The sequence below is a fragment of the Planotetraspora phitsanulokensis genome (genome assembly GCF_016863295.1).
Classification (GTDB): domain Bacteria; phylum Actinomycetota; class Actinomycetes; order Streptosporangiales; family Streptosporangiaceae; genus Planotetraspora; species Planotetraspora phitsanulokensis.
Window position 1 is genome coordinate 269,620 of sequence record NZ_BOOP01000009.1, and the last position, 25,927, is coordinate 295,546.

21 protein-coding genes are annotated in these 25,927 nt (G+C 71.7%); 15 read left to right on the forward strand and 6 right to left on the reverse strand.

The window, feature by feature from the left end:
* Positions 1-81 precede the first annotated feature (81 nt).
* Positions 82-699: a TetR/AcrR family transcriptional regulator gene (locus Pph01_RS13145; RefSeq protein WP_204073335.1), complete on the reverse strand. Its 618-nt coding sequence runs from the start codon at positions 697-699 to the stop codon at positions 82-84.
* A 157-nt stretch (positions 700-856) separates the two neighbouring features.
* On the opposite strand from Pph01_RS13145, the gene Pph01_RS13150 reads away from it, so the two are divergent.
* The 3 genes from Pph01_RS13150 to Pph01_RS13160 all read left to right on the forward strand — a co-directional run bounded on the left by Pph01_RS13150 (position 857) and on the right by Pph01_RS13160 (position 3,722).
* Complete coding sequence (locus Pph01_RS13150) at positions 857-2,407, forward strand: hypothetical protein (protein ID WP_204073336.1); 1,551 nt, start codon at positions 857-859, stop codon at positions 2,405-2,407.
* Positions 2,408-2,417: 10 nt separating this feature from the next.
* On the forward strand, positions 2,418-2,978 hold the full coding sequence (locus tag Pph01_RS13155; protein ID WP_204073337.1) for a hypothetical protein: 561 nt from the start codon (positions 2,418-2,420) through the stop codon (positions 2,976-2,978).
* Between the two features lie 180 nt (positions 2,979-3,158).
* Entirely contained in the window at positions 3,159-3,722 is a 564-nt protein-coding gene (locus Pph01_RS13160) for a hypothetical protein (protein ID WP_204073338.1), read from the forward strand.
* A gap of 627 nt (positions 3,723-4,349) precedes the next feature.
* On the opposite strand, the gene Pph01_RS13165 is transcribed toward Pph01_RS13160, so the two are convergent.
* Positions 4,350-5,483 (reverse strand): glycosyltransferase family 4 protein, encoded by a 1,134-nt coding sequence (locus Pph01_RS13165; RefSeq protein WP_204073339.1) that lies wholly within the window; start codon positions 5,481-5,483, stop codon positions 4,350-4,352.
* A gap of 150 nt (positions 5,484-5,633) precedes the next feature.
* Between Pph01_RS13165 and Pph01_RS13170 the strand changes: the two genes are divergently transcribed.
* From Pph01_RS13170 to Pph01_RS13180, 3 genes are all read left to right on the forward strand, one after another.
* Positions 5,634-6,431, forward strand: coding sequence for a PIG-L deacetylase family protein (locus tag Pph01_RS13170; RefSeq protein WP_239116655.1), 798 nt, complete (start codon positions 5,634-5,636; stop codon positions 6,429-6,431).
* An 85-nt stretch (positions 6,432-6,516) separates the two neighbouring features.
* Positions 6,517-7,590, forward strand: a complete 1,074-nt coding sequence (locus Pph01_RS13175; RefSeq protein ID WP_204073340.1) for a lysylphosphatidylglycerol synthase domain-containing protein — start codon at positions 6,517-6,519, stop codon at positions 7,588-7,590.
* A 177-nt stretch (positions 7,591-7,767) separates the two neighbouring features.
* A complete protein-coding gene (locus Pph01_RS13180) occupies positions 7,768-11,109 on the forward strand; it encodes an ATP-binding protein (RefSeq protein ID WP_204073341.1) in 3,342 nt (1,113 codons plus the stop codon).
* A 62-nt stretch (positions 11,110-11,171) separates the two neighbouring features.
* On the opposite strand, the gene Pph01_RS13185 is transcribed toward Pph01_RS13180, so the two are convergent.
* Positions 11,172-11,768 (reverse strand): hypothetical protein, encoded by a 597-nt coding sequence (locus tag Pph01_RS13185; RefSeq protein ID WP_204073342.1) that lies wholly within the window; start codon positions 11,766-11,768, stop codon positions 11,172-11,174.
* 128 nt (positions 11,769-11,896) lie between these two features.
* On the opposite strand from Pph01_RS13185, the gene Pph01_RS13190 reads away from it, so the two are divergent.
* Both Pph01_RS13190 and Pph01_RS13195 read left to right on the forward strand, forming a co-directional pair.
* Complete coding sequence (locus Pph01_RS13190) at positions 11,897-12,394, forward strand: DedA family protein (protein WP_204073343.1); 498 nt, start codon at positions 11,897-11,899, stop codon at positions 12,392-12,394.
* Between the two features lie 66 nt (positions 12,395-12,460).
* The gene (locus Pph01_RS13195; RefSeq protein ID WP_239116656.1) at positions 12,461-13,390 is read left to right on the forward strand and encodes a D-alanyl-D-alanine carboxypeptidase family protein; all 930 of its coding nucleotides are present in this window, start codon (positions 12,461-12,463) and stop codon (positions 13,388-13,390) included.
* Between the two features lie 78 nt (positions 13,391-13,468).
* Here the strand turns inward: Pph01_RS13195 and Pph01_RS13200 are convergent, their stop codons facing one another.
* Entirely contained in the window at positions 13,469-14,314 is an 846-nt protein-coding gene (locus Pph01_RS13200; protein ID WP_204073344.1) for a TrmH family RNA methyltransferase, read from the reverse strand.
* A gap of 45 nt (positions 14,315-14,359) precedes the next feature.
* The gene (locus Pph01_RS13205) at positions 14,360-14,806 is read right to left on the reverse strand and encodes a hypothetical protein (protein ID WP_204073345.1); all 447 of its coding nucleotides are present in this window, start codon (positions 14,804-14,806) and stop codon (positions 14,360-14,362) included.
* Positions 14,807-15,058: 252 nt separating this feature from the next.
* On the opposite strand from Pph01_RS13205, the gene Pph01_RS13210 reads away from it, so the two are divergent.
* From Pph01_RS13210 to Pph01_RS13220, 3 genes are all read left to right on the forward strand, one after another.
* On the forward strand, positions 15,059-16,849 hold the full coding sequence (locus tag Pph01_RS13210; protein WP_204073346.1) for a substrate-binding domain-containing protein: 1,791 nt from the start codon (positions 15,059-15,061) through the stop codon (positions 16,847-16,849).
* Between the two features lie 222 nt (positions 16,850-17,071).
* Positions 17,072-18,631 (forward strand): RNA polymerase sigma factor, encoded by a 1,560-nt coding sequence (locus Pph01_RS13215; protein ID WP_204073347.1) that lies wholly within the window; start codon positions 17,072-17,074, stop codon positions 18,629-18,631.
* Between the two features lie 402 nt (positions 18,632-19,033).
* The gene (locus Pph01_RS13220) at positions 19,034-19,450 is read left to right on the forward strand and encodes a hypothetical protein (RefSeq protein ID WP_204073348.1); all 417 of its coding nucleotides are present in this window, start codon (positions 19,034-19,036) and stop codon (positions 19,448-19,450) included.
* Here the strand turns inward: Pph01_RS13220 and pdxR are convergent.
* Complete coding sequence (pdxR, locus tag Pph01_RS13225) at positions 19,447-20,844, reverse strand: MocR-like pyridoxine biosynthesis transcription factor PdxR (RefSeq protein ID WP_204073349.1); 1,398 nt, start codon at positions 20,842-20,844, stop codon at positions 19,447-19,449. The two genes, Pph01_RS13220 and pdxR, sit on opposite strands and share 4 nt — an antisense overlap.
* Before the next feature lie 68 nt (positions 20,845-20,912).
* Between pdxR and Pph01_RS13230 the strand changes: the two genes are divergently transcribed.
* The 4 genes from Pph01_RS13230 (at position 20,913) to Pph01_RS13245 (ending at position 25,920) form a co-directional block, all read left to right on the forward strand.
* Positions 20,913-21,551, forward strand: coding sequence for a pyridoxamine 5'-phosphate oxidase family protein (locus Pph01_RS13230; RefSeq protein ID WP_204073350.1), 639 nt, complete (start codon positions 20,913-20,915; stop codon positions 21,549-21,551).
* A gap of 91 nt (positions 21,552-21,642) precedes the next feature.
* Entirely contained in the window at positions 21,643-22,569 is a 927-nt protein-coding gene (locus tag Pph01_RS13235) for a serine/threonine-protein kinase (protein WP_204073351.1), read from the forward strand.
* 142 nt (positions 22,570-22,711) lie between these two features.
* Positions 22,712-24,484 (forward strand): protein kinase domain-containing protein, encoded by a 1,773-nt coding sequence (locus Pph01_RS13240; RefSeq protein ID WP_239116657.1) that lies wholly within the window; start codon positions 22,712-22,714, stop codon positions 24,482-24,484.
* A gap of 41 nt (positions 24,485-24,525) precedes the next feature.
* Positions 24,526-25,920, forward strand: a complete 1,395-nt coding sequence (locus Pph01_RS13245; protein ID WP_204073352.1) for a protein kinase family protein — start codon at positions 24,526-24,528, stop codon at positions 25,918-25,920.
* The last annotated feature ends 7 nt before the right edge of the window (positions 25,921-25,927 follow it).

Below are 25,927 nucleotides of genomic sequence, written 5' to 3' on the forward strand. Positions count from 1 at the left end.
CGGCCATGACGGGTCGGCCCTTCCGCGCCGCCGGGCCCACCGAGATGGAGCCGGCCGAGCCGGTCGGGCCGTCTGATGGCTCTATCCGGGCAGCAGGGCGTGCGACAACTGGTCGGCGGCCCACGTCTCCCATTCCGCCGCCGTCCACCCGCACTCGCGGGTCAGCACGAGGAACAACTCCGGCGACAACAACGCGACGGCGGCGTCGATCGCCCGGCGCTCGCTCAGGCCGTGCCGTACGGCGTGCAGGCCGGTGAGGACGGCGATGAACGCCCCGTGGGCGGCACGGCGCCGGTCGCTGTTCTCCGCCCATTGGGCCGCCATTTCGGGGTCGCTCGGCGCCGCGTCGCGAACCACCGCGAGAACGGGTGCGACCCGGTCGAGGACGGCGCCGCTCTCGCGCACCCAGAGGCGCACCGCCGTGGCGGGATCCGTGGATTCCTTGAGCGCGGTGAACGAAGGCCGGGCGAGCAGCGGGACCGGTTCGCCGTCACCCGCCGAGGCGACCTCGACGACGCGTTTGAGGAGCCTGCTCTTGCTTCCGTAGTGGAAGTAGACGGTCTGGACCGAGACGCCCGCGCCGTCGGCCACGGCCTGGAAGGTGGTCCCGGCGTAACCGTGCTCGATGAACAGCGCGTGCGCCGCCTCGACAATCTTGTTCTTCGTCTGTTCGGAACGTCGTCCCTTGACCCCCTCCATTCGATGAGAGTACGACTCTAGAGTCTTACTCCAAAGAGCATCGGCTCCCCCCGCTGCTCCTCTGACGGAGGTGCCCGATGGCCGCGTCAGGCGGTTTCCATCACTTCGACGACCCCGACGGCATCGAGGTCTCCCCTTTCACCCCGCAGAACCGCACGTGAGACCGCTCCGATCGCTCCGCGGCGGCGTCTGCGGAGCGCTTACAGTCCTGTGCCTCGCGCTGGTCGCCGCGTGCGGCGGCGGCGGTTCGGACACGCCTCAGGCGGACGGCGACCTCACCTACGGTTACGCCCCCCGCTCCGAATCGCCGGTCGAGTACCAGCCGGACGTCGTGATCGTGAAGGGTGGCGGCTCCGTCATCCGCTCGATCAGCGAGGACGGTCTCACCTACACGATCGACGGGGACGCCGACGGCGCCGGCGACGTACGGCCGGGCAAGGTCATGTTCGTCACGGGCGAGGCCGCCGGCCGCGTCGTACGGGTGGAACGTTCGAACGACGACCTCGCGGTGACGCTCGCCCCTGTCGAGCTGACCGACATCGTGCGCAACGGCTCCTTCTCGGTCGACCAGCCGATCGACGTCGCGGCACAACGTTTCCAGCCCCTGCCCGACCTCCTGGGGGAGGTCGATCCCGACACGGCCGGCCCCGACTCGGTCTCCGTCCCCGAGAGCGACTCCTCGTCCGGAGGGACGGCCGCGCCGCCCGCCCCGCTGCCGGGGCAGGCCGCGAGCGGCCCCCGCGTGGTGTCCGCCTTCGCGCCGGCGGCCTCGTCCGGCACGGTGGCCGTGGCCGTTCCCGCCGTCCAACTGGTCGCCCGCGACCGGAGTGCCCCGAGCCCGGGGCCGACGGCGCAGACGTCCAAGGTGGGCGCCTGGGAGATCCAGGCGGCCAAGAGCCCGTCCCAGCTCACGCTGCACGCCGACCATGCCGCGACCGCCAAGAAGGGCCTGAAGGTCGGCTTGGACGTCACCCTGAAGTTCAACGACCTGCGGGTCAGGTCCAGCATGACCGTCGCCAACGGCACCATCGTCAAGCCCCAGTTGCGGTTGCTCGGGATCACGGGCATCGCCATCACCGTGCACGCGGGGGCGGGCGGCGGATACACCGACAACAAGAAGGCGCGCATCGAGCTGCCGGTCGAGCTCAAGCAGCCGATCCTCATCGGCGGGTTCCCCGCGACCCTCAAGCAGACGTTCAAGCTCCTCGTCGAGACGGCGTTCTCGGCGAAGAACGCCACGATCTCCGCCGGCGGCGAGTGGGGGCTCAGCGGCCCGCTCGGGCTCGACGGCGGGACCGTCCTGACGCCTACGTTCTCGGTGCGCAAGAGCATCATGGACTCCCTGCGCGGCGTCTCCATCGGCGTCGAAGGCATCGTCGTGGCCGCGGAGTTCCGTTTCGGGATCATGGTCGGCCTCCCCGTCGCCGGGGCCGGGCCCTACGTGGGTGTCGTCGCCTCGCTCGGGCTGACCAACGGGTCGGCGGCCGGCCGCGTGGGCCTCCCCCTCGCCGGGCCGGCCGTGAAGTGCAAGGGGACGACGCTCGTCCTGACCGTGCGAGGCGGGGCGGGCATCAACCTCTCCGCCCCGCTCGCCAAGGCGATCGAGAAAACGCTGAAGGTCAAGGTCCCGGCGGAGAAGGACATCCGCAAGAAGGACATCGTCAACCGGACCGTCACCCAACCAGACGTTCCACTCTGCAAGAGCTGAGGTCGACTTCATGAACAGCCGATCAGTGCGTGCCCTCGGGTTCCGGTGGGCGACGGCGCTGGCCCTCATCACCGGCGCCCTCGCCGTCGCGGGCTGCGGCGCGTCCGCAACGGACCCCGCGCCGACCGCCACCGTGACCGTCACCGTGACCGAGGAGCCGGCCGCGGCCCCCGCTACAACCGACGCCGCGGCGGCTCCCGCGGGAGCCGTCGTCGCGTGCGAGCTCGTGACGCACGAGGAGGCGGAGAAACTGGCCGGGACTCCACTGGCCGACGGCGTCGCAGGCGACCCCAGCTCCTGCAGATACACCGGGCCGCCCACCGGGCCGACGGCGCAGGTGGAGGTGTACGCGGGCGACGGGGCGAAGAAGATCCTCGACATCGACCGCACCCTCGAGCACAAGTTCACCCCGGTCCCCGGCGTCGGCGACGAGGCGTACTACGAGGACGGCATGATCTTCTTCCTGAAGTCGGGCACCTGGGTGGGGATCCGGCTCGTTCTTCTCACCGACCCGGCGGCGAACAAGAAGCCCATGCTCGAGCTCGCCGCCAAGGCCGCGGACCGGCTCTGAGGCCTCCGGAGCGGCGACCGCGAGCCCGCGCGGCGGGCTGCTCCGGCCAGTAGTCTCCACGGCGAGCACCGACGTGCGACGTCACGTCGAAAACGGCGGTGCCGCCGTTCGCACCCCCGGCCCCGCAAGGGCGCCTCCCCTGAACGAGAAGGATCGGTGTCGCGACCCATGCGGTCCACCATGAGCAGGATATTGATCACCGTCATCGCCGGAACGTTCCTCGCGGGCTGCGGATCGACCGGCACGTCCGGGGACGCCGCGACGTCCGGAGGCTCCGGCACGTCCGCCGCCGGCTCCACCGGCGACTCCGCGGCGAAGCCCACGGACGGCTGCCCGCTGAGCGCCGAAAGCCTCACGAAGGCCACCTCCCTCACCTGGAAGCTGGAGGAGAAGGAGGAGAACCACCCGCTGGAGACCGCCGAATCCATCAAGGCGACCGTCTGCCTGTTCACCAGCCCGGACGCGCTCCAGCAGGGAGGGGACCCGCTGGCCATGCGGGCCGACGTCGTGACCGGAGGCGACGTGGCCACGGTCCGGCAGGCGTTCACCGACTCGTGCACCGGGTTCGGCGGGAAGGAACGTGAATCCGGCAAGGGCGTCGTGTGCGAGCGGAACAAGGTCGTCGTGGAGGGCCTGGTCGAGGGTGGCGGCCGCCTGGTGAACGTCTACCTGGTGAACGCCGACACCGCCACCGCCACCAAGCTCACCCCGGTCTTCGACAAGATCATCGCGTCCGTGAGCTGACCCCGGCGGCCGGGGGCCTGTGAGTACGGGCGAATCAGCGGGACAAGAGTTGAAACATTTCCCCGCATTGGCGGAAACATAGGTTTCCTACGCTCCGGACATGGTGGACATATTCGGCTCTTACGCCTCGGCCGGCGCGCGAGATGTCCGAGCGGCCGGGGCGTCCCCCGGCCCGCCCTGTCAGGCTCCGTCCGCGGCTCCGCGAGGCGCCCGCACGCTGAGGGCCTCGACGACACGTACGGCGGCCGCCAGGTGTTCCACGACGGCGTGGGGCCCTGGCGGCCGCCGCTTTCTTTTCCGCGGTTCCATCGGGGGCCGGCGGCATCCCGAGTGCGTCCGTGTCTCCGGAATCGACATCGTCCGCGACCGGCCCGGCCGATGTGAGGCCGGACGGAGGTTTTACGAGCGCCCGCGCCGTACAAGAACAAGAAGTGAATCGGAAATGGCCTGGCGAGGATAAACCCGATGATTTCGTGGGAATCATGACACCAAGAGTTGGAGAGGAGGGCAGCCCCCGATGAAGAAGCTGCAGATCATTCCCCGTCCCCGGCCACCGAAGCACCCTGAGCCCGTCGACCTGCGCACCCCTTCGGGCAAGGTCCTCCCTTTTTGAGAGGCCCCGACCTCTCAGGAGGGTCCGGACGTACCGGGGAGGCCCCGGCTCGCTGAGGAGGTCTCAGCCGCGAGTTCGTAGCAGCGGCCGAAACCCTCCAGAACCGCAGGCCAGGAGGACTTCACCGGTTCGGTCGCCCGGTTGTGACCGGCGATGGCATGGCGCAGCTCGCTGTCCCGGGCCAGCGTCGCCACCGATGTGACCAGCTCGTCGAAGGTGCGCCCAAGCAGGCCCTCCTTGCCGGGACGGACGAAGTCCGCCACACCGCTCTGCATCCGGGCCACGACGGGGATCCCGGCTGAGCGGGCCTCCAGCGCCGCCAGCCCGAACGACTCCCGGGGCGCCGGGGCGACGAAGACGTCGGCCGAGGCGAGCAGTTCCTTGATCTGATCCCTGCTGAACCGGCCGGGCATCGCCACCCAGTCCATCCCCCTGGCGCGCAGGTACCGCTCCATCCGTCCCCGCGCGGGCCCGTCTCCCACGATGGTCGCCCGCATCGCGATCTCGGCCGGCACTCGGGCGCGTGCCCCCTCCAGCAGCTTGAGCAGCCGCACCGGCTGCTTGCGCGGGGCCAGCCGTCCGACGGCCACCACGTGGACCTCCTCCCCCCGCGCCGGCTCGCCGGTGGGGCGCCACGCGGAGACGTCGAGCCCGTTCGACACCACGAGGACGGGCACGTCCGGCCCGGCCACCGCCCTGATCGGACGGGCCGCCGCCTCGCTCACGGCGGTGGCGACCAGACCCCAGCGACGCCACTGGAACAGGCTCTGCAACGCCCGGTAGGCGCCGCGCGTCACGGGATCCCACATGCTGTGGACGGTCACGACGACCGGCAGTCCCGCGCGCACGGCGGCGCGCACGCCCATCCAGGCGAACGGCGAGGCCGCCCCCGCGTGTACGTGGACCACGTCGGGCCGTTCCGCGGTCATCCTCCGGATCAGGTGCGTGGTGCCGCGGGGATGCACGGGCAGGTCGAAGGGCAGGCGGGCCACCACGCGGTGCACCCCGGGCAGGCTCTCCCCCGGTGTCGCCGTCGCGACCTCGACGTTGTGGCCGGCCTCCCGCTGCACTCTGACGAGGTCGGCGACCTGAACCTCGATTCCCCCGAGCCGTGGGAGGTAGCAGTCACTGACGTGAAGGATCCTCACCCGGCCAGCGTGACAGAGCGCGCGTCGCCCATCAAACCGCCGGAGCGCCCCGGGAGGGTGGACCGTGGGCGTGAACCGGCACGTGGGATCATGGGGCAGGGACCGGGACAACATTTCGTGGAGCACGATGACAACGTTCGGCGGAACGGGATGAAAACGGCGGTGTTCTTCCACGCCCATCCGGATGACGAGGCCCTGCTGACCGCGGGGACCATGGCGATGCTGGCGGACGAGGGGCATCGGGTGGTGCTCGTCGTCGCGACCGCGGGAGAACGCGGCCTCGCGGAGCTCCCCCACGGCGAGGAGCTCGGCCGGGCCCGGATGGACGAGCTGCGCAGCTCGGCGGCCGCGCTGGGATGCGCGCGGGTGGTGCAACTCGGGTACGGCGACTCGGGCCTGGCCATCGACGGCGGCATGGCGGACGACCGGGCGGACAACGCGTTCATCGACGTCGACATCGAGGAGGCGGCGCAACGCCTCGCCGCGATCCTCAAGGAGGAGACGGCCGACCTGGTCACGATCTACGACCCCTCCGGGGGGTACGGGCACCCGGACCACGTCCAGGTGTACCGGGTCGGCAGCCGGGCGGCCGAGATCGCCGGAACGCCGATCGTGCTGGAGGCGACGGTGAACCGCGACTGGCTCGTCAAGGGGGTGCGGCTCGCCGCCCGCTTCTATCCGGCACTCGACGTGAGGAGCTTCGAGAGGGCCTACTCCGCCGGGGAGACCATCACCCATCGGGTGAACGTCCGCAGGCACACCAAGGCCAAGCGCACCGCCATGGCCGCGCACGCCACCCAGGCCAGCGGCGGGAACGGCGACCGGACGCTCGGCGCCATGCTCAGGATCCCGGCGCCGATCTACCGGTACGTGTTCGGCACCGAGTGGTTCGTCCAGCGGGGACTGCCCCCGGGGACCCGCCTCAGGCATCCCTTCGGCAACCCCTAGGGGGCCGATCCTCCGTCAGGAGGATCCCGCTCTTCCGATCTCCCGGCACACTTGAGGCGACCAAGGACGACTGGGGGCATCTCGAGTGAACAACAAGTGGCTACGTGTCGCGCTGTCGGCGCTGTCCCTTGCGCTGGCCGTCGTGCTCGTGGTCTACCTGCCGTGGATCGTGCACACGCTGACCGGCGCCAAGGTCAACTGGCACGAGATCGGGCGTGAGTTCGGCAGGCTGAGCTGGCACACGGTCCTGCTGATGACCGTGTTGTGGCTGGGAAGCCTGTGGGCCTACACCTTCGTGATGACCTCGGCGCTGCCCGGCCTCACCCACCTCCAGGCCCTGACCCTCAACGGGGCGGGAAGCGCGGTCAGCAACCTGCTCCCGTTCGGCGGCGCGGCGGGGGTCGCGCTGACCTTCGGGATGACGCGCGGCTGGGGGTTCGCCAACCGGCCCATCGTGGTCTACACGCTGGTCACCGGCATCTGGAACACCCTGTTCAGGTTCCTGCTGCCCGCCGTCGGCATCGCCGCCCTGCTGATCGCGGGCAAGGCCGCCAACCCGACCATCGCGAACGCCGGATGGGTGGGGGCCGTGTCCATCGTCGCCCTGGTCGCCGTCGTGGCGGCGGCCCTGTACTGGGATCGCGCCGCGGCCGTCCTCGGCCGGGCCCTCGACGGGCTCCTCCGGATCGTCCCCCACCGGGTCCGGCCCGCCGAGCACGCCGCCTCCGCGGCGATCGACCGGCTCCGCCGGGACATCGCGGAGATCGTCCACCGCAAGTGGGCGGGGCTGTCGCTGGGGATGGTCGCCTTCCTCGCCCTCCAGTGCCTGATCATGGCCTGCTGCCTCGTGGCCACCGGCTCGTACCCCGGCCCCGCGGAGACGATCGCCGTGTTCGCGCTGAGCCGGGTGCTGACCTCCGTCGTGGTCACGCCGAGCGGTGCGGGGATCATGGAGGGCGGCGTGGCGACCCTGCTGATCGGCGCCTTCGGACAGCCCGCGAGCGGTGCGACCGCGGCCGCCGTCCTGTTCGGCTTCTGGACCTACACGATCGAGATCCCGTGGGGCGCGCTGGCGCTCGGCGCATGGTCGCTCCTGCGCAGGCGCGAGAAGACGTCGGCGGACGGCCGGCCGACGCTGGCGAGCACGCAGACGACCTGACCTTCCCGCATGAGCGATGAGGCCGGATCCGGAAAGACCTTGTGCCCTCTTCGCGGGCGCGCATACCGTTACGGCTGACATGTGTGTGCGAGTGGCAGCGGACGCGTACGACGCACGGCGATCGCCTGGGCGCGGCCCTCTGGCCATTCGCACGGCTCGGCGCGGGATCACCGTCCGATGAGTCCGGTCACGTTCCGGGTCCTCGGCCCGGTCGAGGCGGACGACGACGCCGGCCACATCGATCTCGGCGGTCTGCGGCAACGCGCGGTCCTCGCCCGCCTGCTCGTCGCCCGGGGGCAGGTCGTCCCCGTGGACACGCTGCTGTTCGACCTGTGGGACGACGACGCGCCCAAGGGAGCGCAGTCAGGACTGCAGGTCTACATCTCGCGCCTGCGCCGCGTCCTCGAGCCGAACCGCCCGCGTGGCGGGCCGAACCGCCTCCTGGTGACGGTGGCCTCCGGCTACGCCCTGCGCGCCGCGCCCGAGCAGGTCGACGCGCTGCGCTTCGAGGCGACCGTCCGCTCCGCCGGGGAGTGGCTGGAGGACGACCCCGCCTCGGCCCGGGCCAGGCTCGAGTCGGTCCTGGGGTTGTGGCAGGGCACGCCGTACTCCGGTTTCGCGGACCAGCCGTGGGCGGAGGCGGAGGTGGCCCGGCTGAGCGAGCTGCGGCTCGTGGCCCGCGAGCGGCACGCCGACGCGGGACTGCGCATGGGCCTGCACGCCGAGACCGTGCCCGACCTCGATGCGATGACGACCGAGCACGCCCTGCGCGAGGAGGGCTGGCGTCTGCTGGCGCTCGGGCTCTACCGGTGCGGGCGGCAGGGAGACGCGCTGGCCGCGATCCGCAGGGCCCGCGCGATCCTGTCGGACGAGCTCGGCATCGACCCGGGCCCGGCGTTGCGGAAGCTGGAGTCCGGCATCCTGTCCCAGGACCCCGCGCTCGACCTCGCCGTCCCCGCGACCCGCCGGGCCGCGGAGGTCGGCGGGAGCTGGCCGCCGCGGTCGCTCGAGGCGGTGGACCTGCCGCCCCTGGAGGCAGAGCCCTTCGTCGGCCGTGACGGCGAGCTCGCCACGCTCAGGGCCGCGGCGCCCCGCGCCGGGGCAGGCCGGTTCACGGTCGCCGTCGTCAGCGGGGACCCCGGCGCCGGCAAGACCACGCTGGTGCGCCAGTTGTCCGGCCTGCTGGAAGAGACGGGCTGGATCGCGGCCGGCGGCGGCTGCCCGGACAGCAGCGCGACGCCCCCGGGCTGGGCGTGGGTCGAGGTGCTGCGCGGGCTCGTCGCGCGACGGGGCCCGGGCGAGTACGCCGCTCTGCTGGCGCCGCTGCTCGACGACGCCGCGCCGGACACGGGAGACGACGAGGCGTCGGGCGGATTCCGCCTGCACCGGGCGGTCGGCGGCTATCTGTCGGCGGTCGCCCGCGAGGCCCCGCTGCTGATCGTCCTGGAGGATCTGCACTGGGCCGACGACCAGACGCTCGCACTGCTGCGCGCGCTGCCCAGCCTGCTGGCCGCCAGCCGGGTGCTGATGGTCGTGACCTGCCGCGACGGCGAGCTGAACGACCAGCAGCAGGACGTGCTCGCGGCTCTGGCCAGGCTCGGCCCCGTGCGGGTCGGCCTCGACGGGCTCGACGACGCGTCGGTGGCCGAACTGGTCAGGGCGACCTGCGTGCACGACGTCGACGACGACGTCGTCACCACGATCGTCGAACGGGCCGGCGGCAACCCCTTCTTCGTCAAGGAGACGGTCCGCCTCTTCGAGGCCGAGGCCGACATCTCCGAGGTGCCCTCCGGGGTACGCGACATCCTGCGCAGGAGGATCGCCCGGCTGCCCGAACGGGCGCAGCAGGTGTTGCTCCAGGCGGCCGTGATCGGACGCGACGTCGACGTGGACGTGCTGGTCGACGTGTCGGGCGACGAGGACGCGGTGGTGGACGCCGTCGAGGCCGCCCTGCTCGCCGGGCTCGTCACCGAGCCGGGCGCCGGTCTGCTCCGCTTCGACCACGACCTGGTCAGGGACACCCTCTACTCCGACGCCTCGCGGTTGCGCAGGTCACGGTTGCACGCCGCCGTGGCGTCCGTGATCGAGCGGCGCAACCCGGGCGACGTGGCCGCGCTGGCCCACCACTACGACGCCGCGGGCACCCTGGACACCGCCGCGAAGGCCGGCTGGTACGGCGGGCTCGCGGCCGAGCAGGCCGAGCGCCGTTTCGCCCACCGCGAGGCGGCGTCGTTGTGGCAGCAGGCCGTCGCCGCCCTCGACCGCGCCCACGGGGGAAACGGACCGGTCAGGGAGCGGCTGGAGCTTCAGCTCAGGCACATCAGGGCGCTGGCCCTGTGCGGCGACATGACCGCCGCGCGCGGCCTGCGGCGTGAGGCCATGAACGTCGCCCTCCCGCTCGGCGACATGGAGCTGACGGCGCGGATCGCGGCCTCCCTCGCCGTACCGCACAAGGGAATCGCCCGCGATTTCACCAGGACCGCCTGGGAGATCGTCGACGTCACCGAGAAGGCCCTCGTCGAACTGCCCGAAGGCGAGCAGTCGTTGCGGGCGAGCCTGCTGGCCACGCTGGCGCTCGAACTGGAGGGCTCCGCCACACAGCGGGGCTACCAGGCGTCGCTGGAGGCGGAGGAACTGGCCAGGTCGAGCGGCGACCCGGCTCTGCTGGCGGTCGCGCTCAGCGGGAGGCTGCGCCAGTCCTACACGATGACGCAGGTCGACGAGCGGGAGACCATCGGCCGTGAACTGCTCCGGGTCGGCGCGGAATCAGGGCAGATCGAGGTCCGGGCGCTGGCCCACCTCGTGCTGCTCGAGTGCGCGGCGGCCCGCGGCGACTTCGCCGAGGCCGACGAGCACCTGGCGGAGGCGGAGTCTCTCGGCCGCCGGTACGACCTGCCGGCTCCGGCCGCCGTCGGCGCCTGGTACGCGGGGCAGCGCCTGATGATCACCGGCGACTACGCCGAAGCCGAGCGCGCCTACCGCAACGCGGCCAGGCTGACGGCCCGGGCGGGCATGCTGGAGGGCCGCCAGGACCTGCCGCTGATCGCCACCTTCTGCCTGCACCTGGTCGACGGGCGCGCCGCCGAGATGGCGGAGCCGCTCGCCGAGGCGCACCAGCGCGGCGCCAAATGGACGCTCGACGCCTACGCCGTGGCGCTCGTCTCCGCCGGGCACCTGAGGGACGCGGAGGTGATCGCGGCGGGGCGGGAGCCGGTGCGCACGGACTTCCTCTACGAACTCGCCCTCATCTGGCGGGCGCTGGCCGGGATGCTGCTCGACGACGCCGACCGGATGAAGGAGGCCTACGAGAAGCTCGTGCCGTTCCGCGACCGCATCGCCGGAGCGGGAACCGGGGTCGTCGCCCTCTGGCCGGTGGCCCGGACCCTCGGCGATCTCGCCGTACGGCTCGGCCTGCCCGCCCGCGAGCACTACGAGACGGCGCTCGGGGTGGCGGAGCGGGTCGGCGTGCCCCGCTGGATCGGCGAAGCCCGTCAGGCGCTCGGCTCTCTCGGCGCCTGACCCGCCTGATCCCGCCGGGAACCGGCGCTCCCGTCGGACGGTGGACGGCGGGTCGCCCGCGGTCAGCAGGCGACCTGGAACGCCGCGCTCTCGTAGGAGCGCGAGCCGACGTCGAGCCGCACGCGGTAGCGACCGGGGTTGCCGTCGATTCGGGGCCGCCACTCGACGGCACGCGGGCCTCCGGTGAAACCGCTCCTGCTGGCGAAGTAGGGCTGCCACTCGCGCGTCGAGGTGTTCCAGCGCACGACCTGCCACGCGTACGAGACGCCGGAGCCGTCGGAGTCGATCACCGTTCGCACCCGGTAGGTGCGCTCGCAGTCCGCGCCGCCGGGCATCGCGGTCACCGTCACCGTGCCGGGGGCGGGAGCCGCCTCCGGCGCCGCGCCCGTCGTCAGGTTTGTCGCCTCGGCCTCGTCGGCGCGGGTGGTCAGGGTCATCACGCGAGTGGGCCGGTCCGCGAAGGCCCCTGTCGTGGATGATCCCGACGACGTGGAACCCGAAGGCGTCACGGACGAGAGCGCCGGCACGTCTCCGGGCTCGGCCTGGGACGCCTGCGCCCCCACGTACGCGCCGGCCACCGCCATGGTGGCGACCAGCAGCTTCGCGATGTTCGCGGCGCCGCCCACCATGATCGGCATCACACTGCTTCGCGGACTCATCGGCCTACCCCTTCCTTTCCACCACCAGATTCGGGTGGGGTGGTTGACCGGCGCTTGACGGCTGCTTGCAGGCGCGGCAGAACCCGGCGGTAAGGTAAGCCTGACCTCAGAAAGGGCGGTGGTGGCCGGTGCGGATCCCCGACCCCCTGGGGGCCTCGATACTCGGCCTGCCCCTGTGGCTCGTCGTCGCGGTCGGCGCGATCGCGCTGTTCGGCGCGTTCCAGGCCTACTACTGGATCGGCCACCGGCTCGGTGAGGCCCTCTACCGGTCCCGCATGGGCAGGAAGATCGGGCAGCAGCGCATCGTCCGGGTCGAGGCCATCGTGCGCCGGTGGGGCGCGCTCGCCGTCTACGGGTGTTTCTGGATCCCCGGCCTTCGCCACACGCTGCCCTGGGTCGCGGGGGCGCTCCGCGTCGACTACCGGTGGTATCTGGTCGCCAGCGGGCTCGGCTGCCTGACCTGGGTGCCCGTGACGACGTTCGGGCTCTACTCGCTCGTCTGGACCTGGGTGCGACTGGTCGCCGCATCGCCGGTTCTGGCCGTCTCGGTGCTCGTGGTGCTCGCCGCGGCCGCGGCGGGGCTGGTCACCTGGCGACGGCGCAGAAAAATGCCAACGACATCCTGACCATTTAGTCCATAACGTCTTTAAATAGCCATCTTTCAAGATTGCCGATCATGCGATCATGTGCGGATGCGTATCAAAGTCATCGGCGCATTGACAGCCGCCATTCTCGCCATGGGATCGGTGGGCACGGCCGCGGCCGCGGCGACCGTGCCCGTGAGCACCACCGCGGCGAACATTTCCGTCGCCGTCCCCGCGACGGCGGTTCCCGCGACGACCGCCGCTGTGGTCGCCGCACCACCCTCGATCACCGCCCGCCGGGCATACGTGGTCGACGTCACCACGGGCAAGGCTCTGATGTCCAAGTCGTCGACCACCCGCGTGCAGATCGCCAGCGTGACCAAGCTCATGACCGCCTATGTCGTGCTGAAGCGGGCCAAGCTGAACGACGTCGTCACGGTCGGCAAGGCCGACATCCAATGGGCCACGTCCCACGGCGCGACCGGGGGCGGCTTCAAGGCGGGTGAGCGGCTCTTCGTCCGCGACCTGCTGTACGCCCTGATGCTCCCCTCCGCGGCCGACGCGGCCAACGCGCTGGCCGTGAAGTACGGCCCGGGCAAGACGAAGTTCGTCGCCAGGATGAACGCCGCCGCCAAGTCGCTCGGGCTGAAGGACACCCGCTACGCCAACGCGGACGGCCTCACCTCCACCAAGTCGTACTCCACGGCACGCGACCAGGCGAAGCTGGCGCAGATCGTGCTGAAGACCCCCACCCTGTCCACGATCATCAAGACCAAGAAGTACACGACTCCGGCGACGAAGATCCACCGGAAGCACACGTGGACCAACTCGAACAAGCTGCTCAGTGAGGGCGCGATCGGGCTGAAGACCGGTTATACGGCGAAGGCCGGCTACTGTCTCGCGTTCGCGCAGGTGAAGAGTGGCCACCTGATCGTCGGCACCGTCCTGGGCGACAAGTCCGACGCGGCCCGCTTCACCTCGGCGCGCAAGCTGCTCAATTGGGCGGGCGCGCAGGTGGCGGCGGCCGCGAAGGCGTAGGCCCCGGGTCCGTACGGCGGCCGCCCGGGAACGGGGAACGTTCCCGGGCGGCCGTGGATCAGCACACCAGGCTGTGGATCAGCGCACCAGGCTGTGACAGGCGATGGCGGCGGCGGCCACGACGTTCAGCGAGTCGACCCCGAGGTCCATCGCCGTCTCGCTCATGGGGATGCGCACGGGGTGGTCGGCCTCGTGCAGCCAATGGGAGGACAGCCCGTCGCCCTCCGAGCCGAGCATGAGCGCGACGCGGTCGCCCAGCACCACGTCGTCCATCGGCACGGCCGCCCGGTCGGGCGTAAGGGCAAGCAACTGGAACCCCTCCGCGCGGATCTCGGCCAGCCCGTCGTGCCAGTCGGTCATCCGGGCGTACGGGATGGCGAACACCGCGCCCATCGACACCTTGACCGACCTCCGGTAGAGCGGGTCGGCGCAACGGGGCGACAGGACCAGGGCGTCGACGCCCAGCGCGGCGGCGCAGCGGAAGATGGCCCCGACGTTCCCGTGATCGACCAGGTCCTCCAGCACGACGATCCGGCGGGGCGTCCTGCGCGGGCCTTCCTGCGGCGCCCCTCCGGCGACGACCCGGCCGGAGATGACGTCGGAGACCGACGGCGGCGTCAGGCGCTCCATCGACGCGAGAGCGCCGCGGTGGACCTGGAAGCCGGTGATCCCCTCCATGACCTCGTCGGAGACCAGGTAGACGGTGACGCCCTCGATCACGTCCGCGAGATGACCGAGCCATTTCGCGGTGGTCAGCACCGAGCGCACCGGATGCCCGGCGGCCACGGCACGCCTGATGACCTTCTCCCCCTCGGCGAGGAACAGCCCCCGCTCGCCCTCGAGGCTCTTGCGCAGGTCGACGTCGCGCAAACGTGTGTAGTCCGCCAGGCGGGGATCGGCGGCGTCTTCGACCGGGATGACCACGCGCCAAGGGTACGGCGTGCGCGGCGCTCGGCCGCCCTCGGCGGACTACTCCCAGGGACGGCTCCCGGCGTCGGGGTTGGTCGCGTCGGGGTCCGCCGTCACGACGATCAGCTTGGTCAGCATGCCGGTGCCCGTACCGGCCGAGCACGTGATCGCGGCGGGGCGGACCGCGGCGGCCGTACACGAGGGGCGTGGAGCCTGTAGCGGGCGGTCCCGCTGCCACTGGAGGGTAACTACGGCGAGATCGAGGCCGAGCGAGCGGAACGCCCGCGCCAGGGCCGGGCCACCGCCGGGATCGGTCCAGGCCCGTCCGGTACGACCGGTCATCACGATCTCCCGCAGACAGGTGAGCTCACGCAGCCTCCGCCGGACCTCGGCCGGACAGCCCGGCTCGGCGAACTCGATGAGAACGAGATCCGCCGGCCACTCTCGAGGCGTCGCGAGGGCCGCCGCGCCGGACGTATCGCCGACCTCGCCGACCTCGCCGTCCATGACCGCCGCCACCTGCGCCCCCTAGCCCTCTGCGCCTCACGATACATCGCGTTTGCCCCAGGTCAAGATGTATCGCAAGTTAGTTTACATGGTGAGTCTTTACCATGACTTTTCGTAATCAGTGCACCAAGACTGGCGTTTTGCCAGAGTTGGCACAACCAGTATCGTTCCGTAAGCATTCAGCTGAATCTCCCTAAATGGTGGCGCGGATACGCGTACCGTCGGGAACCAATCGACTCCGAAGAGGGCACCATGGGCGGACGTCACCGCACTGACGAACTCGATGGCGGCTTCGACTCGTACAACGCTCCGCCACCACGCCGGCGTGCCAGCAGGGGCAGGGCGTTCGTCCCCCTGGCTGGCGCGGTCGCGTTTGCCGTCCTCCTCGGCGTGGCCGCGTACGTGGTCACGAACAAGGACGCCGGCTGCGGCACCGGCGGAGACAAGATCGCACTGTCGGTAGCGGCCTCCCCGGACATCCAGCCGGCGGTGGAGAAGATCGCGAAGAGCTCCCCCCCTTCGGTCGACGGCAAGTGCGTGGCCGTCACCGTCACGGCGGCGAGTTCGGCCGACGTCGCCAACGCGATGTCGGGCACCGGCCCGACCGGCGCCAAGCTGAACCCCGCCGTGTGGATCCCCGACTCCAGCCTGTGGCTCGCCGGGCTCGCCAAGTCGGGCGGGCCGGCCGTGAAGCCGGCCGGCAACGCCGCGGACTCCCCCGTCGTGCTGACGGCGTCGAAGGCCGGGGCCTCGAAGCTCAAGTCGGCCTTCAGCCCGAGCTGGACGGGTCTGATGAGCGCGGCCAACGCCGCGAACCCCGACGGACTCGCCAAGAAGGTCCGCGTGCTCGCGCTCGACCCGACGCAGAACGCGGCCGGTCTCGGCGCACTGCTCGCCGGTGCGAACGTCCTGAAGTCCGCGGGCGGCGACGAGGACGTCCTCGTCGGTGTGCTCCGGCAGTTGTCGGAGTCCACGGTGCCGTCGTCGGACAGCATGTTCGCCACCCTGACGAAGGCGGCGTCCCGCATTCCCGTCGGCATCGCCACCGAGCAGGCGGTCTGGGCGTTCAACACCAACAAGACCCCGAGCAACCCCGCCGTGGCGCTCTACCCGACTGAGGGCACGGTCAGCCTGGACTACCCGATCATCATCACGACCAAGGACGCCGAGCTGCGCAAGGCCGCCGAGGCGTTCTCCGCGAAGGTCACCTCGGCGGACGGCCGCAAGGCCGTGCAGGAATTCGGGTTCCGCACGCCGGACGGCAAGGGCGGCGGCCTGCTCACGGCCGAGCACGGCGTGAACGCGAAGAAGCCGACGGAGCTGCCGCTTCCCAACGCCGCGACCATCACCCAGCTCGCCCAGGCGTGGCAGCAGATCAAGCTCGGGACCAAGATCCTCGCTCTGATCGACATCTCGGGCACGATGGCTCTGCCGGCCGACAAGTCCGGCACGACCCGCATGCAGGCCATCTCGGGCGTCGGCATCGAGGGGCTGAAGCTCTTCCCCGACAAGGCCGAGCTCGGCATCTGGGCCTTCTCCGACAACCTGCGCGGCAAGGGCGTCGACTGGAAGCAGGTCGTGCCGATCGGCCCGCTCGCCCAGCAGAGCAACGGGGTCACCCGGCGCAGCCTCATCGAGCAGGCCCTGCGGGCCTCCCAGGCGATCCCGACCGGCAACACCGGTCTCAACGACACGCTGTGGGCGGCGTACCAGAAGATGTCCAAGGACTACGAGCCGGACAAGGTCAACACGATCCTGCTCTTCACCGACGGCGTCGGGAACGACGACCCGAACGGCGGCATCTCCAACAGCCAGATCCTGCAGAAGCTCAAGCAGGCCTACGACCCGAAGAAGCCGGTCAGCATCCTGATCATCTCGTTCAACACCACGGAGGACGAGAACCGCAGGCAGATGAACTCGATCGCGAAGGCGACCGGCGGGACGGCGTACTTCCCGCAGACCGTCCTCGAGATCCGCAATATCTTCCTGAAGGGCATCGCCCGCAGGCTCTGCGCGCCGACCTGTGGAGACACCGGGAAGTAGCGCGCGACGGCGCGGGAGTAACGCGCAGGAGGCTTCGTCACCGAACGCCGGGTCCCACGAGGACCCGGCGTTCACTTTTACCGCAAGGCTCGCTCTGGGCACAGTTTTCGCAGGTCATGCCCGCTAAGCATGACTTACGGATCAGTAAACGAGGGCCCCGCCGGCGGCGTCCTTCTCGTGTGGGGACTGGCTTGGTTTCCGTCTCGCGGGGAGGAAAGACTGTTGCCCGGATGGCCGGACGTCGGCCGTACCGACGATCATCGACTGCTGGAGGCGCTCCGGCGCGGGGACGCGCACGCGCCCGCCAGTCTCTATGACGCGTACGCCGACCGACTCAACGACTACGCCCACTCTCTTGTGCACGACGAGGATCTCGCGGCGGACGCCGTGCACGACAGCCTGGTGATCGCCTGTGGATGCGTGGACCGGCTGACCGAGCCGGCCCGGCTGCGGGCCTGGCTGTACGCGCTGGCCCGCACGCGGAGCGCGGCCCGCACAGGCGGCCGGACACCGCAGCACGTCCTGGCCCCGCACACGGCTCCGGACGAGGCGCCGGACGACCCGGGACTCGCGGCGGTCGTCCACGAAGCGCTCGCCGAACTCGGGCAGCCCGAACGGGAAGCCCTCGACCTGGCCGTACGGCACGAACTGTCCACCGCGGAGATCGGAGCGGTGCTGGGCGTCACCTCGCGGCAGGCTGCGGGACTCCTGTCCAAGGCACGCGCCCACGTGGAGAACGCCGCCGCGGCGATCGTGCTCGCCCGCACGGGGCGGGCCCACTGCCCCGACCTGTCCGCGCTCGTCGACTCCGGCGTGGGCGCGTCGTGGCGGGACGGCCCGCTGAGCGCGGCGCTCCGCAAGCGGCTGAGCCGGCACATCAGCGGCTGCAAGATCTGCGCGGAGGGCCGCGAGCGGCACGTGTCGGCCGACGGCCTGCTGACCACGATCGCCGTCGCGTACCCGCCCCTGTCCCTGCGGCGCCAGGTCATCGACACGTGCCTCGCCCCAGAGTACGAGCAGGACCGGGCCGCGATCGTCGAGCAGGGGGGCGTATTCGACAGAAGGGGGTTCCCCGTCGCGCCCGCCGGACGGTCCGGCGGGAGACGGGCCAGCCGGCGACGCGTCCCGCGTGACCGGCGCAGGAGCCGGACCACCTTCATCCTGCTGGCCGCGGTCTTCGTGTTCGGCACTGCCGGCGCCGCGACCCTGATCTACGGCCAGACGCCCGAGGGCCGCCTGGAGGCGATGACCCCCCCGTTCTCCGAACCGCCCGACACGCTCGTCCCGCTCCCGGAGGACGATCCGTCCGAGACGGCCGAACCGGAGGAGACCACGCCGGCCCCGGCCACCCCGTCGCCCACACCCTCCGCCTCCCCCCGGGCCCGCGTGACGACCTCACCCGCCGGGACGCGGCCGTCCCGGACTCCTCCCGCCCGCGTCACCCCGCGGCCGCCCCGTCCCGCTCTGGACCTGGGCTGCCCGGGCGACCTCGGCGCCGCCACCAGCGGCGTGATCACCCTGACCGCCCGCAACGTGGCCGTCGACTGGACGGCGACCACCCACGACGGCATGAGCATCACCCCGAACCAGGGCCGGATCAAGGCAGGCGCCTCGAGCCGGGTCACCGTGACGATCGTGGACTCAGCGTCGACGGGCGGCGGGATCATCGCCTTCCGCTCGGCGGGGGGCAACCCCACCTGCCGGCTCTCTTGGAGCGGAACCGGCGCCAGTCCCTCACCCGAAGCCCCGGCCACCCCGTCGCCGGATCCCTCCCTCCTGTAGCCCCGACGACTCCTGTCCCGACGACTCCCGCAGACCCGACGAACCCCCCGGCCGCGCTCATCTGAGGCCTCACGAAACCCATCACCACCAGGGGAAACACCAGCCTTTGGCCGGATCCGGCCAAAGGCTCCCCGCCGGTAACAATCACGATTCACGAGGTGTCAGCCAGAGCGCGAAAGGGGAGGAACCACGCGACCGAGGATCTTAGGGGGCATTGTGGCCCAAGCATGGCTTCCCGGTGCCAGCGTGAATCCCTCCTCCGAGGACTCCGGACCGATGATCGGCGGAGCTCCCCGGGCTGTCTGGTTCATCTGGCCCGCTGACCCTCACGGGGTCTCCGCATGGTCGGTCGCCCAGCGGCTCATTCAGCTCAAACGCCCCCCTCACCTGGTGTGGAACCCGGTGACAGGAGAGACGTCGCAACTCCTGCCGATCACGAGGGCGGCCTGCGGGCTGGCGGGCGACCGTGGACGCAACGGACGGGTCTGCGTGCAGATCCGGGTCATCGGCTCGGCGCACGAGCCGTTCACCGACACCAAGCTGGACGGTCTCGACGAGATCCTGGCGTGGCTCGACTCGTGGGACATCCCCCGCCGCTGGCCGGCAGGCCCGCCCCAGGCGTTCCCGCAGTCACTCGTGAGCGCCCGCAGCGGCCGTATCTGGGCGCGCGGCGGACACTTCGGCCACTCCCAGGTGCCGGGGGCGAGTGAGGGCGACCCGGGCTCGATCGACATCTCCCGGATCATCGGGGAGGAGTCGCCCGAGTTCTCGGTGCCCCGTCCACGCGAGGACTTCCGGGTGCTGGAGCGCGTGATCTAGAGCAGGTCTCTGATCACGGCACAGCCGCGCTTCACGTCGGCGAGGGACGCGTAGCCGTACCCGAGAACGAGGCCGTGGACCCGTGGCGGCCCGTGGTGATGCCGTTCGGTCGTGTCCAGGAGGACCCCGCGCTCCTCCGCCCTCTTGACGAGGTCGGGCACGACCGGCTCGGGCAGCTCGATCATCACATGCAGCCCCGCGGTGTCCCCCTGCACGAGCGGGCCGAGCGCCTCGACGATGGCCGCGCGGCGCCGGGCGTACTCGAGCCGCATCCTGCGCAGGTGCCGGTCGAGGTCCCCGCGCTCGAGCAGGGTCGCGACGGCCTTCTGCACCGGCCCGGGCGTCCGGTCGCCCAGCTCGTCCCTGCGACGGGCGACGGCGGCGAGCAGCTCCTCGGACGCGACCAGCCAGCCGAGCCCGACATCGGGGCTGAGCGACTTGGAGAGCGTCCCGAGGAGGACGACCCGGTCGGGGTCCATGCCGTGGAGCGCGGGCAGCGGGGCGACGTCGTAGCGGAACTCGGCGTCGTAGTCGTCCTCGACGACGACCGCCCCGGTACGGCGGGCCCACGCGAGCAGCCGCTCCCTGCGCGGGATGGACAGGCGCCCGCCCACCGGGTACTGGTGCGCGGGAGTCGTGTAGAGCACCTCCAGGTCGTCGGGCAGCGCTTCGACGATCACCCCCTGGCCGTCCACCGGACACGGCACGATCTCGGCTCCCCGCGCGGCGAACACGTTGCGGGCGACGCGGTAGCCGGGCTCCTCGACACCCGCCCTCGCGCCCGGCCGGATGATCGTGGCCGCGATGAGGTCGAGCCCGTTGCCCGTCCCCCTGGTGACCATGACGTTCCTCGGGCCGGTGGGCACGGCCCGCGCCCGGCGGAGATGGTCGGCCAGCAGTTCGCGCAACTCGGCGTGGCCGTAGGGGTCGGGCCGGCCGGCGGGCGCGAGCTCTCCCGCGCTGCGCCAGGCACGCCGCCACGCCGCCTCGTCGTATCCGAAGACCCATGGCCGCCCCGGCCGCAGGTCGATGATCCCCGCCTGCCGGCCGGGCGCGGGCTCGGTGGGATCGTCCTCGGCTCGCGGGCGTTCTCCCCCGCTCCACCTCCCACCTGCGGCGTCGCGCCCCTGACCGTCCCCCGAGGCGGCCACATAGGTGCCCGATCCGTGCCGCCCGTCGAGCCACCCCTCCGCGTAGAGCTGCTGGAAGGCGTCGGTGACCACGGTCCGGCTCACGCCCAGCAGGGCGGCGAGCGCCCGGCTCGACGGCAGCCGCTCCCCCGCCTTCAACGCACCGTTCCGCATCGCCTCCCGCAACTGGTCGCCGATCTGCACGACGAGCGGCTGCGGCGCGGTCCGGTCCACGACCAGCGGAAGGTCGATGTCGGTACGCAAAGTGGTCTCCCATAAGTCATCGGAAGTGGATGTGTTTCACCAGTCCACTTCCATCTAATTTAACGAGCATGCTCTCCACCACCGCCCGTACGACCCTGAACCGAGCCAAGGACCGCGCCCGGACCGACCGCGCCGACCTCTATGCCGTGCTCGACGCCGGACTGATCTGCCACCTCGGCGTGATCGTCGACGGGGCGCCGATGGTGGTCCCGACCGGCTACGGACGGATCGGCGACACGCTCTACCTACACGGCTCGACCGGCGCCTCCTCCCTGCGGACGGCGACCACCGAGCCGGTGTGCGTCACCGTCACCCATCTCGACGGCATCGTGCTGGCCCGCTCGGCCTTCCACCATTCGGTGAACTACCGCTCCGCGATGATCTACGGCCGGGCCCGCCTCGTCGACGACGCCGACGAGCATCTCGAAGGCCTCCGCGCCGTCACCGAGCAACTCGCCCCCGGCCAGTGGGACGTCGTCCGCCTCCCCACCAGGAAGGAGCTCGCGGCGACCGCCGTCCTCGCCCTGTCCCTGAAGGAGGCCTCCGTGAAGATGCGGCAGGGCCAGCCGGTCGACGACGAGGAGGACTACGACCTGCCGGTGTGGGCGGGCGTGCTGCCGCTGAACGTGTCGTGGGGCGAGCCGCTGCCGGATCCCCGCCTGACTCCCGGCGTGACCGTTCCGCGGCATATCTGTGAGAGGGGATAGCGGGGATCCCCCTAATTCGGCACACTTTGGGCATCCCGATCGATCAGATGGGCCCTGCCCCGATGGGCGCCCACTCACGGCAGGAGCGCGCATGACCATCCCCGGCGAGTGGCGGGTGCCCGGATACGCCGAGGTGCGCCCACTCGGATCGGGGGATGACGGCCGCGTCGTCCTCGCCGTGGAGGAGACGTCGGGCTCCCACGTCGCCATCCGGTACCTGCCGGAAAAGACGCGGAGGGAGCCCGGCTTCGCCGAGCGGCTGCGCGCGAACCTGCGGCTCCTCGCGGATCTCGACGATCCGCACCTGGCCCGGGTGCACGAGTACGCCGACGGGCCGCGTGGCGCGGCGGTCGTCATGGAGCCGGTCAACGGGGCCTCGCTGCGGGCCGTGCTCCGCGAGCAGTCACCGATCGCGCCGCGTGCCGCCCTCGTGCTGTTCAAGGACTCGCTGCTCGGCCTCGCGGCGGCGCACGAGGCCGGCGTCGTCCATGGTGACCACAAGCCCGAGCACGTACTCGTCCAGGGCGACGGGGCGAGCAAGCTCGTCGGCTTCGGCCTGGCCGTACGCACCGGAGCGACCGCTTATACGGCTCCCGAGGTGCGGGCCGGACGGCCGGCGTCGGCCGCCTCCGACATGTACGCCGCGACGGCCGTGCTCCGCGAATGCCTCACCGGCCGGCTCCCGGGCGCACGCGCTTCGCACGCGGCGTCCGGGCAGGTGCCGGTGCCGCTGCGCGACCTGGTCGAGCGCGGGCTGGCCGGGGACCCCGGCCTGCGCCCCCCGAGCGCCGCGATGTTCGTCGCGGAGCTCGACGAGGTCGCGTCCGCGGCGTGCGGAGCGGCCTGGGAGCAGCGGGGCAGACGGGCGGTGGCCGACCTGGCCGCGCCGCTGGCCCCCACCTTCCCGCTGAACCGGCCGCCTCTCGACCGGCCGCCGGGCGTCCTGCGCTCGATGGCGGCGGCCGCCTGGCCGAGCCGCTTCGGACGGGCGGCCGCGCGTCACTCCCGCACCGACTGAACAGATCACACTTTTCGCTGATTACGCACAGTTAAGACCCTTTGACAGCTATGCGTGACTGTTTCATGACTTTCCGACCCACTGACGGTGGCCGTCGTTAAGCTCGACCCCGGCGGGGGGCCCGGGCGATGAGGGAGACCGCATGTACGGCCACACGGGCACCTGGTTCGTCCCCGGATACACCGAGATTCGAGAGCTCGGCACCGGGGCCACCGGAAGGGTCGTGCTCGCACGACATGACGCCAACGACATCCCGGTGGCGATCAAGTATCTGTCCGACGAGCTCCTGACCGACCTCGAGTTCGTCGCCAGATTCCGGCACGAGGCCCGGTTGCTCGCCTCGTTGCCGCCCAACCCGCACGCCGCCCGCTTCTACGAATACCTGGAGACGCCGCAGGGCGCCGCCATCGTCATGGAGCTGATCGACGGCGTCTCGCTGCGCGTCATGCTCCGCTCGCAGGGCCCCACCGGGCCCGAGGCGGCACTGGCCGTGCTGAGGGGCTCCCTGTCCGGGCTGGCCGCCGTGCACGCCGCCGACATGGTCCACCGGGACTACAAGCCCGAGAACATCATGATCGAGTCCGACGGCACGAGCAAACTGGTCGACTTCGGCATCGCCGCACGCGCCGGCGAGGGCATGTCCACGAGCGGCACGCCTCCCTACATGGCGCCCGAGCAGTGGTCGGGCGCGCCGGCGAGCCCGGCGACGGATGTCTACGCCGCCACCATCGTCTTCTTCGAGTGCCTGACCGGGACCCGCCCCTTCCGGGCGCAGAACATGGCCGCCCTCGCCCGGCAGCACCGGGTCACCCCGCCTCCCGTGGAGGAGGTGCCCGCCCCGCTGCGCGGCCTCGTCGAGCGCGGCATGGCCAAGCACGCGACCGATCGACCTCAGAACGCCGAGGCGTTCATCAACGAGCTCGAGGCCGTCGCGCACGAGGCATACGGCTCGGAGTGGGAGGAGAAGGGCCGGCGGCGCCTGGCCGTCCTCGCCGGGCTGCTGCTCCCGTTCTTCCCGCTGACCGACGAGGCCCCCGAGGTCGGCACGTCGCTCGCCGAGACCAGGCTCGGCAAGAGCCTGCTGAGCAGGACCGGCATGAAGGTCGGCCTGTCGCTCGCGGGCGCGGCGGTGGTCGCCGTGGGCGGCGTGGCACTGGTCGGCTCCCTCACCAACGGGACGAAACTCCAGGCGGGCACCGTGGCCGAGTCGCCCGCCGTACCCGGGTCCGGCACCGAGGTCACCGACGACCCCGTCACGCCTGAGGAGACGGCGTCGGACGAGCCGGAGGAGTCGCCGACCCCCGACCCCGCGGTGGCGCCGCCGCCCGCGCCTCCCGGCAATCCGGGCGCCAACCCTCCGGCCAATCCTGGCAACCCCGGAAATCCCCCCGCCAACCCGCCTGCGAACCCACCGGCCAACCCCGGCAACCCACCCGTCGACCCTCCAGGCGGCGGCCCTGCGAACCCGCCCGCCGACCCTCCAGGCGGCGGCCCCGCGAACCCACCCGCCGACCCGGGCACGGATCCAGGCACGGATCCAGGCACAGACCCCGGCACGGACCCAGGCACGGACCCAGGCACAGACCCAGGCACAGACCCAGGCACAGACCCAGGCACAGACCCAGGCACAGACCCCAGCACCGACCCCAGCACCGACCCCAGCACCGACCCCAGCACCGACCCCGGCACAGGCGACCCGTCCGGGGAGCCCACGACCGACGAGCCCACGAAGTCGGCGGACCCGTCTACGACCCCCCCGCGGGGAGGCGTCCCGGAAACGCCCGCCACCGAGGCTTCGCCCAGGGCCGGAGAGTCGCCGGGGAACGACGGGCCGCCTTCGCAGGATCCGCGCGATGCGCCGACGGGAGTTCTCACGGCAGTCCTGATCAGAATCGGCCTGTTTCCGTCACACTGACGGCGAAGAGGATTGCCGGAAGGCATCGGAGGCGGCGGTAAATGCAGGACGGCGCGACCATCTCGGGATACCGGCTCACCGGCCGGACGCGGATCAGCGAGCTCGGCACATGGAACGACGCGATCTCACCTGACGGAGTGCCGTCAGGCGTCCTGAGATTCGATCCCCGGGCGGTGGCCGCGCCGGACGCCAGGGAGCGGCTCGTCTCTGCGGTGAGCGCCGACCGGCGGCTCGTGCGGAGCGGCCTGTCCTCGCTCCTCCCGGTCGCCGATCTCGTCACCGCGCGGGGCGAGGTCTGGCTGATCACCTCCCGCCGGGCGATACCGACGGTCGCCGACCTCCTCGCGGGCGGCGAGGGACCGGACGCGGGCAGCGCGGGAACGATCCTCGTCGAGATCGCCCAGGCCCTGCTGTCCCTGCACGCGGCCGGGCTCACGCACGGCGCCCTGCACCCCGGGACGGTGGTGATCGCCGAGGACGGCTCGGCGATGCTCGCCGAGCGGGGACTGATGGCCGCGGTGCGCGGCGACTCCCCGCCCGTGGAGCGTGACATCGCGGCCTGGTCGGCGCTCGCCCGCGGGTTGTCGGCGAGTTGGGCGGCCGGGGACGCGGCGCGGCTGTTCGACCGCGCCGCCGCGGCGGCCTCCGCCGGCGGGCTGACCGCCGCGCGCGACACCCTCCTGGCCGGCCGCGACGTCCTGCCGCCCGGTTTCACGACGCGCGACCGGCTCGTGCAGACCCTGCACCGGTGGTACGCGGCCGACGTCCCGACCTCGCCCGCGTCCCCGGTGCCCGATCCCGGCGAGATCGTCACGCTGCTGCACGCCGACCGCGCCGGATCCGTCCGTACGGCGCCGCCCACGCCGGACGGCGACGTGATGATGCGCTTCGGGCCGGGTGTGCCCACGGAGGACCCCGACGGCTCCGGGAGCACGGCGGAACGGATCTGGCGCTCCGGGCAGGACCAGTTGGCCACGCTGCATGGGCAGGGATCGCGTGGGACGCCGCGTCGAGGCCGGCGGCGCGCGACGGCATGGGCCGGAACCATCCTGCTCGCGGTCCTGATCGCGGCGGGCATCCTCTGGCTGCGCCAGTCGCCGGGTCTGGCGGTGGCGGTCGAGAAGGTGGACGTCCGCGGCCCGAAGAAGGCCCTGTCGTGCGACGGCACGGCCACCATCGTGGGCGTGGTGACCACGAACGGCGGCGAGGGCTCGATCCGCTACGTCTGGCTCCGCAGCGACGGGCAGAAGCTGGCCGAGCAGGAGTTGCGCGTGCTCTCCGGGTCCACCTCCGTCGAGCTTCCCCTGCACTGGAAGGTCAGCGGGGAGTCTTCCGGATTCAAGGGCACCGCCACCCTGCGCGTCCTGTCCCCCACGACCTCGGGGAAGGCCCTACAGGGTAAAGCCAGCTTTTCGTACAAATGCCAAGTTCACTAATGTGGCC